Genomic DNA, 17363 nt, shown 5'->3' on the forward strand with positions numbered 1-17363 from the left:
ACCGCAGACCGACGGAACAGTCTGCCAGAACAGCGGGCCCGGACGAAATCTTCCCGGTCCCGCGGGGGTCCCTACGATGGCGGCCATGCGCATCGGCCTGGTGATCGACGACGGCCTCGACAAGCCGGACGGCGTCCAGCAGATCGTGCTCACGCTCGGCCGGCGGTTCGCCGACCTCGGCCACGAGGTGCACTACCTGACGTCCGGCACCGACCGCACGGACCTGGCGAACCTGCAGGTGCTCGGCCGCACCGTGTCGGTGCGGTTCAACGGCAACCGGCTGCGCAGCCCCCTGCCGGCGTCGCGGGCGCGCATCCGGCGGCTGCTGGCGGAGGTGCCCTTCGACGTGCTGCACGTGACGATGCCGTACAGCCCGCTGCTCGCCGGGCGGGTGGTGTCGGCGGCGTCGCCCCGCACGGCCGTCGTCGGCTCGTTCGTCATCTACCCGCAGGACGCCGTGGCCCGGTGGGGCATCCGCGCGCTCGGGCTGGCCGAGCGACGCCGGCTGCGGCGGTTCGACGCCATCAGCGCGCTGTCCGAGGCGGCTCGGGAGTCGGTGCGCGAGGCGTACGGGCGGGACGTGCCGGTGATCGGCGGGCCCGTGGAGCTGGGGGCCGCTCCGGCGGGCGGCGACGGGCGGGCGGACGACGCGCCCGTGCACGTGGTCTTCCTCGGGCGGCTCGTGGAGCGCAAGGGGCCGCGCGAGCTCCTCGCGGCGATGGCGGCGCTGCCGGCGACCGTGCGGCCGTGGCGGCTGACGCTCGCCGGGCGCGGCCCGCTGCTCGAGGACCTGCGGGCCCGTGCGGCCGCAGCCGGGATCGCCGACCGGGTCGAGTTCCCCGGGTTCGTCGCGGAGGAGGACAAGGCCGCGCTGCTGGCCGGCGCGGACGTGGTCGCGCTGCCGTCGACCGGCGGGGAGAGCTTCGGCATCTCCGTGGTGGAGGCGCTCGCCGACGCGGGCGGGGTCGTGCTCGCCGGCGACAACCCGGGCTACCGCACGCCGATGGCCGGGCTCGAGGCGCAGCTCGTGGACCCCCGCGACACGGCGGCCTTCTCCCGGGCGCTCGCGCGGTGGATCGACGACCCGGGTGCTCGCCTCGCGGCCGTCGGCCCGCAGCGCGCGGCGGCGCAGCGGTTCGAGGCCGGGGAGATCACCCGGCAGACGCTGGCCTGGTACGCGCAGGCGATCGCGTCCCGCCGACCCTGACCCGACCGGGCCGTCGGTCGTCCACATCGCGGTAGGTGCGGGCTTCCGGGTCGGGAACCCCGCACCTACCGCGATGTCGAGCGACGGGCGTCAGACGATCGAGCGGGTCTGGGCCTCGTCGTGGCCGTGCGCGCCGACCCCGGGCGTCGTCTTCTGGACCTGGAGCAGGAACTCGACGTTGCTGCGGGTCTCCCGGAGCTTGCCGAGCAGCAGCTCGATGGCCTGCTGCTGGTCCAGCGCGCCCATGACGCGGCGGAGCTTCCAGATGATCTTGAGCTCGTCCGGGGCGATGAGGATCTCCTCGCGGCGCGTGCCCGACGCGTTGACGTCGACCGCAGGGAAGATCCGCTTGTCCGCGAGCGACCGGGAGAGCCGGAGCTCCATGTTCCCGGTGCCCTTGAACTCCTCGAAGATGACCTCGTCCATCTTGGAGCCGGTCTCCACGAGCGCCGAGGCGAGGATCGTCAGCGAGCCGCCGTGCTCGATGTTGCGCGCGGCGCCGAAGAACCGCTTCGGCGGGTAGAGCGCCGAGGCGTCGACGCCGCCGGACAGGATGCGCCCGGACGCCGGGGCCGCGAGGTTGTACGCGCGGGACAGGCGGGTCAGCGAGTCGAGCAGCACCACGACGTCCTGGCCGAGCTCGACCAGGCGCTTGGCGCGCTCGATCGCGAGCTCCGCGACCATCGTGTGGTCCGAGGCGGGCCGGTCGAAGGTCGAGGCGATGACCTCGCCCTTCACGGTCCGCTCCATGTCGGTGACCTCCTCGGGGCGCTCGTCGACGAGCACGACCATGAGGTGGACCTCGGGGTTGTTCGCGGTGATCGCGTTGGCGATCTGCTGCATGATGATCGTCTTGCCGGCCTTCGGGGGCGCGACGATGAGGCCGCGCTGGCCCTTGCCGATCGGGGCGACGATGTCGATGACCCGCGGCGTCAGGTGGTTCGACTCGTTCTCGAGGCGGAGCCGGTCCTGCGGGTACAGCGGCGTCAGCTTCGAGAACTCGGGCCGCTGCCGCGCCTGCTCGGGCGCCATGCCGTTGACCGTGTCGAGCCGCACGAGCGCGTTCGCCTTGTTCGGCCGCCCGGGCTGCTGCTGCGCCGGCGCCTCGCCCTCACGCGGCGCGCGGACGGCGCCGGTGATCGCGTCGCCGCGGCGCAGACCCGCCTTGCGGACCTGGCCGAGCGGAAGGTAGACGTCGTTCGGTCCGGGCAGGTACCCGCTGGTGCGCACGAACGCGTAGGACTCGAGCACGTCGAGGATGCCGGCGACCGGGACGAGGACGTCGTCCTCGCTCAGCTCGACCTCCTCGTAGGCGGCGTCGCCGGGGCCCCGCTGGCCGCGGCCGCGCTTGGTGCGGTCACGGTCGCGGTACCGGTCGCGCGAGCGACGGCGGCGTCCGCCCCGCTCGTCGTCGTCGCCCTGATCCTGCTGGCGGTCGGAGCGCGCGCGGTCCTGGTCGCCCTGCTGCTCCTGCTGCGGGCGCTGCCGCTGGCCGTCGCCGGTCGGGCCCTCGGGCAGGGTCACGTCGACCGCGGGCGCGCCGGCGCCCCGGCCCGCGCGACGCGAGCGGCGCTCGCCCGTCACGGAGCCGACGGCGTCCGCGGCGCGCACGGCACGGTCGTCGCGCACGTCGTGCTGCTGGGCGCCCTGGCGGCTGTCGAGCGAGCGCTCGACGGCCTCGAGGCCCGCCAGCACGTCCACGGCGCGGCCGGGGCGCTGCCCCGGGGCGTCCTCGCCCTCGGCGCGCTGCTCGCCCTGCGCGCGCACGGGGCGGCGGGAGCCGTCGCGGCGGCGGGTGTCGCCGTCCACGACCGGGGCCTCGGCGGGCGCGGTGCCCGCACGCCCGGTGGGCGCCGGCGGGGCGTCCGCGACCGGCGTGCTCGCGGACGGCGCGTCACCGGCCGGGTCGGCGGCCGCGGCGGGCCGTCCGGCGGCCCGGGACGCCGCACGGCGGGCGCGCGGCTCGGCGGCGGCGCCGTTCTCGGCACCCGCGCCCTTGCCGGTGCCCGCGCCGGAGCGCTTCGCCTGGATCGCGTCGACCAGGTCGGTCTTGCGCATCCGGGAGGTGCCCGTCACGCCGAGCTGCGCGGCGAGGGCCTGGAGCTCGGGCATGCGCATCGCGGAGATCGCGCCGCCACGGGCGGAACCGCCGGAGCTGGTGCTCACGGCCGGCTCGATGGTGTCTGTCACGAAGGACCCTTCCCCCTCGTCGGGGACCGCCACCCTCCGTCGGGGCGCGGTCTGCGTCCAGCCCTCGGGTCGGGGCCGTCGCGTCGGTGGGGCCTCACCGGTCGCGCGGAAGCGTCGACGTCGGTGGGCTGGTGCGTTCCCGGTCTCGGATCTCATGGGACCCGTGCCTTCGGGGCGCTGGCACGCGCGGCGCTGCACCCGAATGAGGCTGAGCGGATATCAGGACGAAGTCCGGGGAACGGCGCCAGCATACCACCGGGGAGGTGCCGTCAGGGCAGTCTCCGCCACGTCGCACCGTCGGTGTCGATCGCCAGCCGCACGATGCGCCAGCCGCCCATCGAGCCGCCGAACACGGCGGCCAGCGCCGCGTCCGCGTCGGTCGCCGCCGGCGTCCCGGGACCCGCCTCGGAGCGCGCCAGCACCAGCACCGTCGGGCCGGCGCCGGACACGACGGCGGCCACGTCCCGGGCACGCAGCGCGTCGACGAGCGCCATGCTCTCCCGCATCACCGGGCGCCGGTAGCCCTGGTGCAGGCGGTCCTCGGTGGCGGGCAGCAGCAGGTCCGGCCGGCGCCCGAGCGCCTCGACCAGCAGCGCGGACCGGCCGGCCTGGAACGCCGCGTCGCCGTGCGGGACCGTCGCCGGCAGCACGCCGCGGGCGTGGGAGGTCGCCAGGCGCGTGCCGGGGACGACGACCACGGGGGCGATCGAGGGGTCGACCGGGAGCCGCGCCGCGTGCACCGCTCCCCCGGCGGCGGCGTCGTCGCACCACGCGACGGTCGCCCCGCCCAGCAGCGCGGGCGCGGCGTTGTCCGGGTGGCCCTCGAGCTCCGTCGCGAGCGCGAGGACGACGTCGTCGTCGAGCGACTCCGGCTCGGCGACCAGGGCCCGCGCGGCGAGCAGGCCCGCGACGACCGCGCCGGCGGACGAGCCGAGGCCCCGGCCGTGCGGGATCCGGTTGCGGCACGTCAGGTGCAGGCCGGTCTGCGGCGCCCCGACGTGGTCGAGCGCGTGACGCAGCGCCCGCACCACGAGGTGGTCCTCGCCCGACGGGACCTCCTGCTCGCCCTCCCCCACGACGTCCACGACCACCTCGGCGGAGCCCAGCGCCCGCACCTCGACGTCGTCGTGCAGGGCGAGCGCCAGGCCCAGCGCGTCGAACCCCGGCCCGAGGTTCGCGCTCGTCGCCGGCACACGCACGCGCGCCCGGTCCGCACCCAGTCGCACGGTCGTCAGCCCAGGCCGAGCGCCGCGGCGATCTCGACCACGTCGGGTCGCACGCGGGTGGTCTCGACCTCGCCGCCGTCCGCGGTGCGCAGCGCCCACTGCGGGTCCTTCAACCCGTGGCCGGTGACCGTCACGACGATGCGCGACCCCGCCGGCACGCGGCCCTCTCCCGCCAGGCGCAGGATGCCGGCGACACCGGCCGCGGACGCCGGCTCGACGAACACGCCGACCTGGGAGGACAGGACGCGGTGGGCGGCGAGGATCTCGTCGTCCGTGACCGCCTCGATGAGGCCGCCCGACAGGTCGCGCGCCGCCTCCGCCTGCACCCAGGAGGCCGGGTTGCCGATGCGGATCGCCGTGGCGATCGTCTCGGGCTCCGTCACCGGGTAGCCGCGCACGATCGGCGCGGCGCCGGCGGCCTGGAAGCCCCACATCGCCGGCGTGTGGGTGGCGACCGCGGGCAGGTCCGCGCCGGCGTCGAGCCCCGCGTACTCGCGGAAGCCCTTCCAGTAGGCGGTGATGTTGCCGGCGTTCCCGACCGGCAGCGCGTGGATGTCCGGCGCGTCGCCGAGCGCGTCGACGATCTCGAACGCGCCCGTCTTCTGCCCCTCGATGCGGTCGGGGTTCACGGAGTTCACGAGCTCGACCGGGTACGCCTCCGCGAGCTTGCGGGCCGCGACGAGGCAGTCGTCGAAGTTGCCGTCGACCTGCAGCAGCTTCGCCCCGTGCGCGACGGCCTGGCTGAGCTTGCCCATCGCGATCTTGCCGTCCGGCACGAGCACCGCGCAGACCATGCCCGCGGCGGTGGCGTACGCCGCGGCCGACGCCGACGTGTTGCCCGTCGACGCGCACACGACGGCGCGCGCCCCGCGCCCGGCGGCCGCGGAGATCGCCGTCGTCATGCCGCGGTCCTTGAAGGAGCCCGTGGGGTTCATGCCCTCGACCTTGACGAACACCTCCGCCCCCGTGAGCGCGGACAGCGCCGGCGCGGCGACGAGCGGCGTGCCGCCCTCGCCGAGCGTGACGACGTGCTCCTGGACGTGCGCGGGCAGGCGGTCCGCGTACTCGCGGATGACGCCGCGCCACTGCTGTGCCATCAGGCTCCCTCGACTCGCAGGACGGAGACGACCTCGCGGACGGAGTCCAGGCCGCCGATCGCGGCGACGGTCGCGGCCAGCGCGGCCTCCGGCGCCTCGTGCGTGGTGATGACCAGGCGGGCGACGCCCGGCGTGGCGTCGGCGTCCGCGGGCGACTGCCGGACCGCCTCGATCGAGACCGCGTGCTCCGCCAGGACCGCGGAGACCTGGGCCAGCACGCCGGGGCGGTCGTCGACCTCGAGCCGCACCTGGTAGCGGGTGCGGGCGGACTGCGCCGGCAGCACCGGCAGGTCCGCGTACCAGGACTCCGCCGGGCCGCGGCCGCCGTGCACCCGGTGCCGGGCCGCCGAGACGACGTCGCCCAGCACGGCGCTCGCCGTCGGGGCACCGCCGGCGCCGCGGCCGTAGAACATGAGCTCGCCCGCGGCCTCGGCCTCGACGAACACCGCGTTGAACGCCCCCCGGACGCCGGCGAGCGGGTGGGACAGCGGCACGAGCGCGGGGTGCACGCGCGCCTGCACGCCCTCGCGGCCGTCCTCGCCGGTGCGGCGCTCGGCGATCGCGAGCAGCTTGATGACGTGGCCCGTGCGACCGGCCCAGGCGACGTCGTCGGCGGTGACGCCCGTGATGCCCTGACGGTCGACGTCGTCGAGCGAGACCCGCGTGTGGAACGCGAGCGACGCGAGGATGGCGGCCTTCGCGGCGGCGTCGTAGCCCTCGACGTCGGCGGTCGGGTCGGCCTCCGCGTACCCCAGGGCCTGCGCCTCCGCCACGGCCGCGTCGAGGTCCAGGCCGTCCGCGGCCATCCGGTCGAGCACGTAGTTGGTGGTGCCGTTGACGATGCCGAGCACCCGCTGGACGCGGTCCCCGGTCAGCGACTCGCGCACCGGCCGGACCAGGGGGATCGCGCCGGCGACGGCGGCCTCGAAGTACAGGTCCACGCCCGCGGCGTCCGCCGCCGCGTACAGCGTCGGGCCGTCCTGGGCGAGCAGCGCCTTGTTCGCGGTGACGACCGCGGCGCCGTGCTCGACGGCGCGCAGCAGCAGGGAGCGCGCGGGCTCGATGCCCCCCACCACCTCGACCACGACGTCCGCCTTCGCGACGAGCCCCTCGGCGTCGGAGGTGAGCAGCGCGCGGTCGACGACCGGGTCGCGCTCGGCGTCGACGTCCCGCACCGCGATGCCGACGAGCTCCAGCGGCGCCCCGACCCGGGCGGCCAGGTCGGCGCCCTGCGTCGTGAGCAGCCGCACGACCTCCGTGCCGACGACGCCGCAGCCGAGCAGCGCGACCCGCACGGCGGGACGGTCGCCGGCGGCGGGCGTGGCGGGTCCGACGGTCTCGTCGCGTGCTGTCACCGCGTGCGCCTCTCGATCACGCCCGGGTGCCCCGGGCCTGGTGGGGTGCGTCCCGGGGCGTCGCCGCCGGGACGAGCCCCAGGATAGGGGCCGTGCCGTGGGTGCCGGGGGCGCATCCACACCCTGGGCGGGGCGCGGGCGCCGGGCGGGGCGCGGGCGCCGGGCGGGGCTCCGGCCGCTCAGCCCAGGTCGAGCGCCAGCAGGTCGTCCTCGGTCTCGCGCCGGACCAGCACCCGGGTGGCGCCGTCGCGCACCGCCACGACGGGCGGGCGCGGGACGTGGTTGTAGTTGGAGGCCATGGAGCGGCCGTACGCGCCGGTGGCCGCGACGGCCAGCAGGTCCCCGGGCGCGACGTCGGCCGGCAGCTGCACCTCGTGCACGACGATGTCGCCGCTCTCGCAGTGCTTGCCGACCACCCGCGCCAGGACGGTCCGCGCCGCGCCCGTCCGGGAGACGACCGCCGCGTGGTACGGCGCGCCGTACAGGGCGGGCCGGATGTTGTCGCTCATGCCGCCGTCGACGGAGACGTACAGCCGGACCCGTCCGTCCTCGAGCGTGACGGGCTTGACCGTCCCGACCGTGTAGAGCGTCAGCGTGGTCGGGCCGACGATCGCGCGGCCGGGCTCGAACGACAGCCGCGGCACCGGCGTGCCGAGCTCGGCGCAGGTGGCGTCGACCGTCGTGGCGAGGTCCTTCGCGATGCGCTCGGGGTCCAGGGGCACCTCCCCCGGCAGGTACGCGATGCCGAAGCCGCCGCCGAGGTCGACCTCCGGCGCGAGGCACCCGGTGCGGGCGGCGAGCTCGGCGCGCAGCCGCAGCACCGCGCCCGCGGCGACCGCGAAGCCCTCGGGGTCGAGGATCTGCGAGCCGATGTGGGAGTGGATGCCGAGCAGCCGGAGCTCCGGCGCCGCGACGACCCGCTCGAGGGCGGTCATCGCGGGGCTGGTGCCGTCGGCGGCGGTCGCGACGGACAGCCCGAACTTCTGGTCCTCGTGCGCGGTCGAGATGTACTCGTGGCCGCCCGCGTGGACACCGGTGGTGACGCGCACCATGACCGGGGCGGGCGCGGGCTCGGCACCGTCCGCGGTGCGCTCCCGCACGGCCGCGACGAGGCGGTCCAGCTCCCCGAGGGAGTCGACGATGATCCGGCCGACCCCGGCGTCGAGCGCCCGGGCGATCTCCGCGTCCGACTTGTTGTTGCCGTGCAGGCCGATGTCCGCGCCCGGGACGCCGGCGCGCAGCGCGACCGCGAGCTCGCCACCCGTGGACGTGTCGACGCGCAGACCCTCCTCGTGCGCCCAGCGGGCCACGGCCACCGACAGGAACGCCTTGCCCGCGTAGTACACGTCGACGCCCGCGCCGAGGTGCCCGAACGCCTTCTCGAACGCGGTGCGCACCCCCCGCGCGCGGGACCGGAACGCCGCCTCGTCCAGGACGTAGGCCGGTGTGCCCTGCTCGGCGGCGAGGTCGCGCAGGTCGACGCCCGCGACGCGCACGGCACCGTCGGCGCCCCGCACGGCGTGCGCCGGCCACGGCAGGCCCAGAGCGCCGGACCCGGAGGCGCCGTCGGTCCCGGCACCCGCCACCGCGTCGCGCGCCGCGGCGTCGTCGGCCGCGGCCGCCTCCGAGCCGGGGTGGGCGGTCACATCCGCTCCGGCGCGCTCACCCCGAGCAGCCCCAGGCCGTTCGCGAGCACCTGCCGGGTCGCGTCGTTCAGCCACAGCCGGGTGCGGTGCACGTCGGAGACCGGCTCGTCGCCGAACGGCAGGACGCGGCGCTGCTCGTACCACTTCTGGTACGCCCCGGCGACCTCCTCCAGGTAGCGGGCGACACGGTGCGGCTCGCGCAGCTCGGCGGCCTGCGCGACGACCCGCGGCATCTCGGCGATCCGGCCGAGCAGCAGGGACTCGGTCTCGTGGTCGAGCAGCGAGGCGTCGAAGCCGTCCTCCCGGCGCACGCCGGCGTCCGCGGCGTTGCGGGCGACCGAGCAGGTGCGGGCGTGCGCGTACTGCACGTAGTAGACGGGGTTCTCGTTGGTCGCCCGGCTCAGCAGGTCCAGGTCGAGGTCGATCGAGGAGTCCGCCGACGACCGCGCCAGCGAGTAGCGCGCCGCGTCGACGCCCACGGCCTCGACCAGGTCTTCGATGGTGACGACCGTGCCCGCGCGCTTGCTCATCCGGACCGGGGTGCCGTTCTTGACGAGGTTCACCAGCTGCCCGATGAGGATCTCGAGGTTCACGTGCGGGGTGTCGCCGAACGCGGCGCACATCGCCATCATCCGGCCGATGTACCCGTGGTGGTCGGCGCCGAGCATGATGATGACGCGGTCGAAGCCGCGCTCACGCTTGTCCAGGTAGTACGCGAGGTCGCCGGCGATGTAGGCGGCTTCCCCGTCGGACTTGATGATGACGCGGTCCTTGTCGTCGCCGAAGTCGGTGGTGCGCAGCCACGTGGCACCGTCGGCCTCGTAGACGTGCCCGAGCTCGCGCAGGCGCGCCACGGCCCGGTCGACCGCGCCGTTCTCGTGCAGCGTGTCCTCGTGGAAGTAGACGTCGAAGTCGACGCCGAAGTCGTGCAGCGACTTCTTGATCTCCGCGAACATCAGGTCCACGCCCCGGGACCGGAACGCCTCCTGAGCCTCCGCGTCGGGCAGCGTGCGGGGGTCGGGCTCGCCGGCCTCGGCGGCCTGAGCGATGACGGCGTCGGCGATGTCGGCGATGTACTGGCCGCCGTAGCCGTCCTCCGGCGCCTCCTCGCCGCGGGCGCGGGCGAGCAGCGAGCGCGCGAACCGGTCGATCTGCGCGCCGTGGTCGTTGAAGTAGTACTCGCGGCCGACGCGGGCGCCGGACGCCTCCAGGACGCGGGCCAGGCTGTCGCCGACGGCGGCCCACCGCACGCCGCCGATGTGGATCGGGCCGGTCGGGTTGGCGGAGACGAACTCCAGGTTGATGCTCTGCCCGGTCAGCGTCTCGTTGCGGCCGTACGCCGTGCCGGCCTCGACGACCGAGCGCGCGAGCTCGCCCGCGGCGGCGGTGTCGAGCGTGATGTTGAGGAAGCCGGGACCGGCGACGTCGACCTTCGCGACCCCCGGGGCGTCCGCGAGCCGGCGGGCGAGCTCCTCGGCGAAGGCCCGCGGGTTGGTGCCGGCCTTCTTCGCGAGCTGCAGCGCCACGTTGGTCGCCCAGTCGCCGTGCTCGCGCTGCCGGGGTCGCTCCACGTGCACGGTCGCGGGCAGGTCGGCGGCGTCGAGGGCGAAGGTCCCGTCGGCGACGGCGCCCGCGAGGGCGGCGCGCAGGGACTCGGAGAGCTCAGCGGGGGTCACCGGACAAGCGTAGCGACGCCCCGGCGCTGCCCCGTCCGTCGTCCACAGCCCGCGCGGCCGGTGCCGCTGGGGAGGACCCGGCGGTCAGCCCCGGGCCCGTGGCCCCCACGAGTCCTCGAGCATCCCGGGCCGGCAGGCGACGGTCGCCGCCACCACCAGGACCACGAGCGTCCCCATGAGGAACAGCAGCGACGCCGTCCAGGTGCCCGTCGCGTCGTAGAGCACGCCCATCAGCAGCGGGCCGGTGCCGGCGATCGCGTAGCCGACGCCCTGCGTGAAGCCGGACAGCGACGCCGCCCCGGCGGACGTCCGCGTCCGCAGGTTGATGAGCGCGAGCAGGACGGGGAACGCCCCGGGACCGAAGCCGCCCAGCAGGATCCACAGCCACACCGGGCCGCCGGGTGCGAGCAGCAGGCCGAGGTAGGACGCCATGAAGCACGCGACGAAGAACACGACGAGGCCGATGGGGTTCCGCATCCGCGACGCGGCGATCGGCGCGACGAGCGCGGGCGGCAGCCCGAGGATCGCGAACACCGACAGCCACACCCCCGCCGCGTGCGGCGACGTGCCGCCGTCCACGAGGATCTGCGGCAGCCAGGCGAACATCGCGTAGGAGTCCAGCGAGTTCATGGCGAACGTCAGCGCCATCCCCCACGCGAGGGGGCTGCGCCAGACCCGCCCGCCGGAGCGGTGCCGGGACGTCAGCGCGGGCGTCGTCGCCGGTGCGCGCCGCAGGAGCCCGCCGAGCTCGGCCCGCGCGGCGGCGGACCGCACGATCACCACCAGCCACGGCAGCGCGGCGACGACCCCGACCGCCGACCACACCGACAGCGACGCCCGCCACCCGAGCCGCTCCGCCACGGGGACCGCGAGCAGCGCCGGCAGGGCCGTGCTGAACGTCATCGTCACCGAGTACACGGACGTCACCACGCCGATGCGGTCCGGGAAGTAGCGCTTCACCACCGGCGGCAGCAGGACGTTGCCCATGCCCATGCCGGCGAGCGCGATCACCGACCACGCCAGGAACCCCGTCGACGTCGACGTGCCCGAGCGCACCACCTCGCCCGTCGCCGACAGCAGCATGGCGAGGACCAGCAGCGGCTCCAGGCCGATGCGGCGGGCGAGCAGCGGCGTCACCGAGCCGAACGCCGCGAACGACACCACCGGGATGGTGCCGAGCAGCCCGGCCTCCGTGGCGGACAGCGCCACGTCCGCGCGCACCAGGTCGAGGATGGGCGACACGGACGCGACCGCGATGCGCAGGTTGAGCGCGACGAGGACGACGCCCAGCAGGACGACGCGGCGACCCCGCCACGGCGCGGCAGGACCCACGGGAGCGGAGGCAGACGGCATGCGACCTCGGGAGCGGGAGCGGAGGGCGCGCGGCGGTGGGCGCTGGCGGACGGGTGCCGGCTTCGTGTTGAATCGCGGCACAACTGACCAGGGAGACTACCCCGCATGACGCGACGCACCGGCCTCATCGACGCGACGGTGGCCCAGCTCCGGGCACGGATCACCTCCGGCGAGTGGCGCGTCGGCACCCGCATCCCCCCGGAGCCCGCGCTGGTCGAGATGCTCGGCGTCGGCCGCAACACCGTGCGTGAGGCCGTCCAGTCGCTCGTGCACGCCGGCCTGGTCGAGCGCCGTCAGGGCTCCGGCACCTACGTGCTGTCGGCGTCCGAGCTCGCGGTCAGCATGGGCCGGCAGATCGCCGACGCCCGCCAGCGCGACGTCATCGAGGTGCGCCGCAGCCTCGAGGTCGAGGCCGCCCGCCTCGCCGCACGCCGCCGCACCACCGCCGACGTCGCCACCATCACCGCCCTGCGCGACGCCCGCGCCGAGGCGTGGCGGTCCGGCCAGCTCGACCGCATGGTCTCCGCCGACCTCGCGCTGCACCGGGCCATCGCCCGCGCCGCCCGCAACCCTGTGCTGCTGTCGCTGTACGAGAACCTCATCGACGCGATCACCGACAACATCCGGTTCAACTTCGCGCAGGTGCTCCAGGACGGCGACCACCACGACGGCCTCGTCGAGGCCATCGCCGCCGGCGACGACAGCCGCGCCGTCGACGAGACCGCGACGTACCTGTCGGGACTCCTCGGCGAGGACTGACACCGCCCGCGGCCTGGTAGTCTCGTGCACCGCGCCGGTCCGACGGCCGCGCGCACGCCCTCGTAGCTCAGTGGATAGAGCGTCTGCCTCCGGAGCAGAAGGTCGTAGGTTCGAATCCTATCGAGGGCACGCAGAACGAGGCCCGGCATCTTCCCGATGCCGGGCCTTCGTTGCGTCCGCGGCGACGCACGTCAGACGGCGTCGTCGGCCGGGACGTGTCGCCGTCGTGACAGCACGGGGCCGTGAACGTCGTGCTTCCGGGACGCACGGTGTCGCCTGGGAGCAGCGGTGGCCGGGACGTCAGCCCGCGCCGCTGACCGCGACAGTGACCACCGTGAGCCCCGGGGTCGGCTGACGCACCACGGCACGCGCGGCCGCGTCCTCGACCTCGTCCGAGGCCCGAACGGTGACGATCATCTCGTCCGGGAACCAGGCGAGCATCGGCACCACCGCGCTCTCTTCGCGATCGGGCGGGCCGTAGTGGTCCTCGTACCCCAGCCGCCACGCGTCCAGCGCCTCCTGCGGGGTGAGGTCCACCTCGTACACCTTCACGATGCGCGCGACGCTGTCCGGCCCGAATCCCACACCCCAGGACGACTCCTGCGACACCTGGCCGAGCATCGTGGCGGGGACGGGTGCGTCGAGCATCGGCTCCCGCTCCAGCGTCGCCAGGTGCGGTGACGGCCCCCCGTGCAGCGCCGTCCAGGCGAGGACCGCGAGCAGGACCACGACCGCGACGAGGACCCCGCCGGTCACCCAGGGCCAGATCTGGTGCTCGCGTCGTCTGCCGACGCCGGACGTGCTCACGCGGTCCCGGGCCGGACGGGGCCGACGGAGCCGGACGGTCGCCGGAGCCCGACGCCGAGCAGCGGAGGCGGCGTGACGCCCCGCGGCTCGGCACGGGCGCGCCCGCTGGTCGCCGTCCTCGCCTCCACCGCTGCCGGGGTCGGGCCCGCGACGTACCGGTCGTTCTCCGAAACGCCCCAGGGCGCCACAGGTTCCTCCAGGATGAGCCGCCTGCGGAGGAACCTAGGGGCGGGCGATCAGCAGCGTGCGGGAAACCGGTCCGCGTCACCCGGACGGCGCGGTCACCGGGCCGTTCGGGACGGGTGCGGACGGGTGTGCGTCGCCGGCCCCCTGCGCTCGGCGACGCGCACCCGCCCGACGCCCCCTACCGCCGCCGCGTCACGATCACCCGCTGGAGGATCACGAACGCCAGCAGCACCGCCCCGATGAACACCCGGGTCCACCAGGAGTCGAGGCCCTCGCGGGCGATGAGCACCTGGATGAGGCCGTACACGAGGACGCCCGCGCCGGTGCCGAGCACGAACCCGACGCCGCCGGACAGCAGGGTGCCGCCGATGACGACCGCGGCGATCGCGTCGAGCTCCATGCCGATGCCCGTGAGGTTGTAGCCGGACTTGGTGTAGAGCGCGAAGAGGATGCCGGCGATGCCGGCGCAGGTGCCGCTGATGACGTACACCCAGATGCGGGTGCGGGCGGGGCGCAGGCCCATGAGGCTGACGGCGACGCCGCGGTCGCTGGACCCGAGGCCGTACACGGAGCGGCCGAACCGCGTGTAGTGCAGCAGGTAGACCGCGACGAGCAGCACGGCGACCGCGATGAGCATGCTGGCGTTGATGCGCCACAGCGAGCGTCCCTCGCCGAACGTGATGCTCCAGGACGCGAGGCTCGCGAACCCCTCGTCCTTGATGGCGAGGGAGTTGGTGCTGACGACGTTCGCGAGCCCGCGTGCCAGGAACATGACGGCGAGCGAGGCGATGAACGGTTGGATGTCGAACACCTGGACGAGCACGCCGATGAGCAGGCCGCAGACGGTGCCGATGAGCACGCCGACGACGAGCACGACGGGCAGCGGCAGCCCGACCTGGAACAGCCGGGCCACGGCGAGGCCGACGAGGGCGACGACGGCTCCGACGGACAGGTCGATGCCGCCGGTGAGGATCACGAACGTCATGCCGACCGCGAGCACCAGCAGGTAGGAGTTGTCCACCATGAGGTTGGAGAACAGCTTCATGCTGATGAAGTCGGACCGGGAGGTGCTGTAGCGGCTCTGCCCGACGCCGAGCATGAGCGCCAGGGTCAGCAGCGTGCCGAGCACCGGCAGGAACCGGCGGTCGAGGTTCCCGAGCGCGCGCCACCAGGGCCGGCGCGCGGGCGTGGCGGGCGCGGGGGCGGGCGCCTGGGTGAGCTGGCCGGTCATCGCACGACCTCCACGGGTCGGGGCTGCGCGGCCCGCAGCCGGCGGGCGTCGAGCCGGGAACGCAGGAACGGCGACGCCGCGACGCACACGGCGATGAGCACGACGGCCTTGAACAGCGGGGTCGTCTGCGACGGGAGCTCGAAGATGATGACGGCTCGCTCGAGCGTCGACAGCAGCAGCGCGCCGGCGATGAGCCCGCCGAGGTTGAACCGCCCGCCGTCGAGCTTGGTGCCGCCGAGGACGACGACCATGATCGCGTCGAGCTCCTTGAGCAGGCCGATGTTGTTGGCGTCGGCGGCCATCGTCGGGGCGCCGTAGACCAGCCCGGCGAGCGCGGCCAGGACGCCGGCGATGACGTAGACGCTCCACGTGGTGGTGCGGGCCCGGACGCCGGCGAGCCGGCTGGCCTCCCCGTTGATGCCGATCGACTCGAGGAACATGCCCAGCGCGGTGCGCCGGACCAGCAGCGTGACGAGGACGAACACGACGGCGGCGATGACGACCGGGGTCGGGACGCCGAGCACGAAGCCGGAGCCGATGGACTTGAACGGCGGGCTCGTGACCGTGGTGATCTGCCCCTGCGTGATGAGCATGGCGATGCCGCGCCCGGCGACCATGAGGATCATCGTCGCGATGAACGGCTGGATGCCGAGCGCCGCGACCATGAACCCGTTGAACGCCCCCACGACGACGCCGACCACGAGGCCCAGGGCGACCGCGACCGCGACGGTGGCGGCGGACCCCGGGTCGGGCGACCCGTCGAGGTACGTGAGGGACACCGCGAGCGCGATGGCCATGACGGCGCCGACGGACAGGTCGATGCCGCCGGTCGCGATGACGAGGCACATGCCGAGCGCGAGCAGCAGCGGGGTCGCGCTGTTGCGCAGCAGGTCGATGAGCTGGCCGAACAGGTGCCCGTCGCGCAGCGTCACGTCGAGGAACCCGGGGCTCTTGAGCCCGCACGCGAGCAGCAGGACGAGCAGCGCGACGACCGGCCAGAAGATGCCGTGGTCGGTCACCCGGCGCAGCGCCTGCACGCTCAGGCCCCGGGTGGGGGGCGGGGTGGCGGTGGGCGTGCTCATGAGGCCTTCTCCCCGGTGGTCGCGATGGTCTCCAGGACGTCCTCGGTGGTCAGGGTCCCGTCGTTCTCGAGCTCGGTGACCTTCTGCCGGTCGCGCATCACGACGATCCGCTGGCTGAGGCGCAGCACCTCCTCGAGCTCGGAGGAGATGAACAGCACGGACATGCCGTCGGCCGCGAGCTCGGTGACGAGGCGCTGGATCTCGGCCTTCGCCCCGATGTCGATGCCGCGCGTCGGCTCGTCGAGGACCAGCAGCCGCGGCGACGTCGCCAGCCACCGGGCGAGCAGCACCTTCTGCTGGTTGCCGCCCGACAGGTTCTTGATGAGCGCGTTCGGGTTCGGCGGGTTGATGTTGAGCGCGACGATGTACTTCTGGACCAGCTCGTCGAGCTGGCGCCGGGGCAGCCGCCGGAGCGTGCCGCGGCGGGCCTGGAGCGCGAGGGCGATGTTCTCCCGCACCGTCAGGTCGCCGATGATCCCCTCCTTCTTGCGGTCCTCGCTCGACAGGGCGATGCCCTGCTGGAGCGCGGCGAGGGGTGTCGCGAGGCGGGTGGGCACGCCCTGCACGGCGATCTCGCCGTGGTCGGGCCGGTCGGCGCCGGTGAGCAGGCGCGCGGCCTCGGTGCGCCCGGAGCCGAGCAGCCCGGCGAGCCCGACGATCTCCCCGGGGTACAGGCTGAGGTCGAACGGCTCGACGCCGCCCTTCGAGCCGAGGCCGACGCCCCGCAGCAGCGGGGTCTCCTGCCCGGAGTGCTCGGTGACGGCGTCGCGGGCGCGCTCCTCGATGCCGGCGAGGTCCTCCTCCGCGCGCCCGATCATGTGCGAGATCAGGTCGCGCCGGCTGAGCTCGGCGGTGCGGAACTCCCCCACGAACCGGCCGTTGCGCAGGACGGTCATGCGGTCGGAGATCGCGTAGACCTGCTCCAGGAAGTGCGAGACGAACAGGATCGCGACGCCGGACTCCCGCAGCCGCCCGATGACGCGGAACAGCTCCGCGACCTCGGCCTTGTCGAGCGACGACGTCGGCTCGTCGAGGATGAGCACCCGGGCGTCGACGACGAGCGCACGGGCGATGGCGCACAGCTGCTGGACGGCGATGCTGTGGCTGGAGAGCTGCGAGCGCGGGTCGATGTCGAGGTTCAGCCGCTGCAGCGCCTCGCGCGCGGCGCGCCGGGTGGCCCGCCAGTCGATGAACGGGCCGCGCCGGACCTCGTGGCCGAGCATCACGTTCTCCGCCACGGTGAGGTTCGTGCAGAGGTTGACCTCCTGGTAGACCGTGCTGATGCCGGCGCGCTGCGCCTCGTCCGGGCCGTCGAAGACGAACTCCTCGCCCTCGACCTCGATGCCCCCGGAGTCCACCCGGTACACCCCGGTGAGCGCCTTGATGAGGGTCGACTTCCCCGCCCCGTTCTCGCCCATGAGGGCGTGCACCTCGCCCGCCCGCAGGATCAGGTCGACCCCGTCGAGGGCCTTGACCCCCGGGAACGTGATGGTGATGCCGGTCATGCGGACCACCGCACGCTCGTCGGCGTGCGTCGCTGCGGACATC

At 74.7% G+C, this 17363-nt stretch carries 13 protein-coding genes and 1 tRNA gene; 3 read left to right on the forward strand and 11 right to left on the reverse strand.

Annotation, left to right across the window (positions count from 1 at the left end; all coding sequences use genetic code 11):
* Window positions 1-85 precede the first annotated feature (85 nt).
* Window positions 86-1207, forward strand: coding sequence for a glycosyltransferase family 4 protein (locus P9841_RS05340; RefSeq protein WP_283321022.1), 1122 nt, complete (start codon window positions 86-88; stop codon window positions 1205-1207).
* Between the two features lie 90 nt (window positions 1208-1297).
* On the opposite strand, the gene rho is transcribed toward P9841_RS05340, so the two are convergent.
* From rho to P9841_RS05375, 7 genes are all read right to left on the reverse strand, one after another.
* Complete coding sequence (gene rho / locus P9841_RS05345) at window positions 1298-3325, reverse strand: transcription termination factor Rho (protein ID WP_502848855.1); 2028 nt, start codon at window positions 3323-3325, stop codon at window positions 1298-1300.
* A 341-nt stretch (window positions 3326-3666) separates the two neighbouring features.
* Complete coding sequence (thrB, locus tag P9841_RS05350) at window positions 3667-4623, reverse strand: homoserine kinase (RefSeq protein WP_283321024.1); 957 nt, start codon at window positions 4621-4623, stop codon at window positions 3667-3669.
* Between the two features lie 5 nt (window positions 4624-4628).
* Window positions 4629-5720, reverse strand: a complete 1092-nt coding sequence (gene thrC, locus P9841_RS05355; RefSeq protein WP_283321025.1) for a threonine synthase — start codon at window positions 5718-5720, stop codon at window positions 4629-4631.
* Window positions 5720-7075, reverse strand: a complete 1356-nt coding sequence (locus P9841_RS05360) for a homoserine dehydrogenase (protein WP_283321026.1) — start codon at window positions 7073-7075, stop codon at window positions 5720-5722. The genes thrC and P9841_RS05360 overlap by 1 nt, the downstream gene beginning before the upstream one ends.
* Window positions 7076-7254: 179 nt before the next feature.
* Window positions 7255-8661, reverse strand: coding sequence for a diaminopimelate decarboxylase (lysA, locus tag P9841_RS05365; protein ID WP_502848857.1), 1407 nt, complete (start codon window positions 8659-8661; stop codon window positions 7255-7257).
* A gap of 56 nt (window positions 8662-8717) precedes the next feature.
* A complete protein-coding gene (gene argS / locus P9841_RS05370) occupies window positions 8718-10397 on the reverse strand; it encodes an arginine--tRNA ligase (protein ID WP_283321027.1) in 1680 nt (559 codons plus the stop codon).
* Between the two features lie 84 nt (window positions 10398-10481).
* Window positions 10482-11750 (reverse strand): MFS transporter, encoded by a 1269-nt coding sequence (locus P9841_RS05375; protein WP_283321028.1) that lies wholly within the window; start codon window positions 11748-11750, stop codon window positions 10482-10484.
* A 105-nt stretch (window positions 11751-11855) separates the two neighbouring features.
* Here P9841_RS05375 and P9841_RS05380 point away from each other — a divergent pair, with 105 nt between their 5' ends.
* Window positions 11856-12509 (forward strand): FadR/GntR family transcriptional regulator, encoded by a 654-nt coding sequence (locus P9841_RS05380; protein WP_283321029.1) that lies wholly within the window; start codon window positions 11856-11858, stop codon window positions 12507-12509.
* Window positions 12510-12565: 56 nt separating this feature from the next.
* Window positions 12566-12638: transfer RNA gene (locus P9841_RS05385), tRNA-Arg, on the forward strand.
* A gap of 171 nt (window positions 12639-12809) precedes the next feature.
* Here the strand turns inward: P9841_RS05385 and P9841_RS05390 are convergent.
* The 4 genes from P9841_RS05390 to P9841_RS05405 form a co-directional block, all read right to left on the reverse strand.
* Window positions 12810-13316, reverse strand: coding sequence for a hypothetical protein (locus tag P9841_RS05390; RefSeq protein ID WP_283321030.1), 507 nt, complete (start codon window positions 13314-13316; stop codon window positions 12810-12812).
* Window positions 13317-13680: 364 nt separating this feature from the next.
* Window positions 13681-14733 carry an ABC transporter permease subunit gene (locus tag P9841_RS05395; RefSeq protein WP_283321031.1) on the reverse strand — a complete coding sequence of 351 codons (1053 nt, stop codon included), beginning with the start codon at window positions 14731-14733 and terminating at the stop codon, window positions 13681-13683.
* On the reverse strand, window positions 14730-15815 hold the full coding sequence (locus tag P9841_RS05400; protein WP_283321032.1) for an ABC transporter permease: 1086 nt from the start codon (window positions 15813-15815) through the stop codon (window positions 14730-14732). Before P9841_RS05400 ends, P9841_RS05395 begins: the two co-directional genes overlap by 4 nt.
* Window positions 15812-17362: a sugar ABC transporter ATP-binding protein gene (locus P9841_RS05405; protein WP_283321033.1), complete on the reverse strand. Its 1551-nt coding sequence runs from the start codon at window positions 17360-17362 to the stop codon at window positions 15812-15814. The genes P9841_RS05400 and P9841_RS05405 overlap by 4 nt, the downstream gene beginning before the upstream one ends.
* Window position 17363: the final 1 nt, after the last annotated feature.

The sequence above is a fragment of the Cellulomonas sp. ES6 genome, assembly GCF_030053835.1.
Classification (GTDB): Bacteria; Actinomycetota; Actinomycetes; order Actinomycetales; family Cellulomonadaceae; genus Cellulomonas.

What these genes read in the sequence shown, in the direction of transcription:
- P9841_RS05340 (WP_283321022.1), top strand. Translation starts at nt 86, where the DNA reads ATGCGCATCGGCCTGGTGATCGACGACGGCCTCGACAAGCCGGACGGC.
- rho (WP_502848855.1), bottom strand. Translation starts at nt 3,325, where the DNA reads ATGCGCATGCCCGAGCTCCAGGCCCTCGCCGCGCAGCTCGGCGTGACG.
- thrC (WP_283321025.1), bottom strand. Translation starts at nt 5,720, where the DNA reads ATGGCACAGCAGTGGCGCGGCGTCATCCGCGAGTACGCGGACCGCCTG.
- P9841_RS05375 (WP_283321028.1), bottom strand. Translation starts at nt 11,750, where the DNA reads ATGCCGTCTGCCTCCGCTCCCGTGGGTCCTGCCGCGCCGTGGCGGGGT.
- P9841_RS05380 (WP_283321029.1), top strand. Translation starts at nt 11,856, where the DNA reads ATGACGCGACGCACCGGCCTCATCGACGCGACGGTGGCCCAGCTCCGG.
- P9841_RS05395 (WP_283321031.1), bottom strand. Translation starts at nt 14,733, where the DNA reads ATGACCGGCCAGCTCACCCAGGCGCCCGCCCCCGCGCCCGCCACGCCC.
- P9841_RS05400 (WP_283321032.1), bottom strand. Translation starts at nt 15,815, where the DNA reads ATGAGCACGCCCACCGCCACCCCGCCCCCCACCCGGGGCCTGAGCGTG.
- P9841_RS05405 (WP_283321033.1), bottom strand. Translation starts at nt 17,362, where the DNA reads ATGTCCGCAGCGACGCACGCCGACGAGCGTGCGGTGGTCCGCATGACC.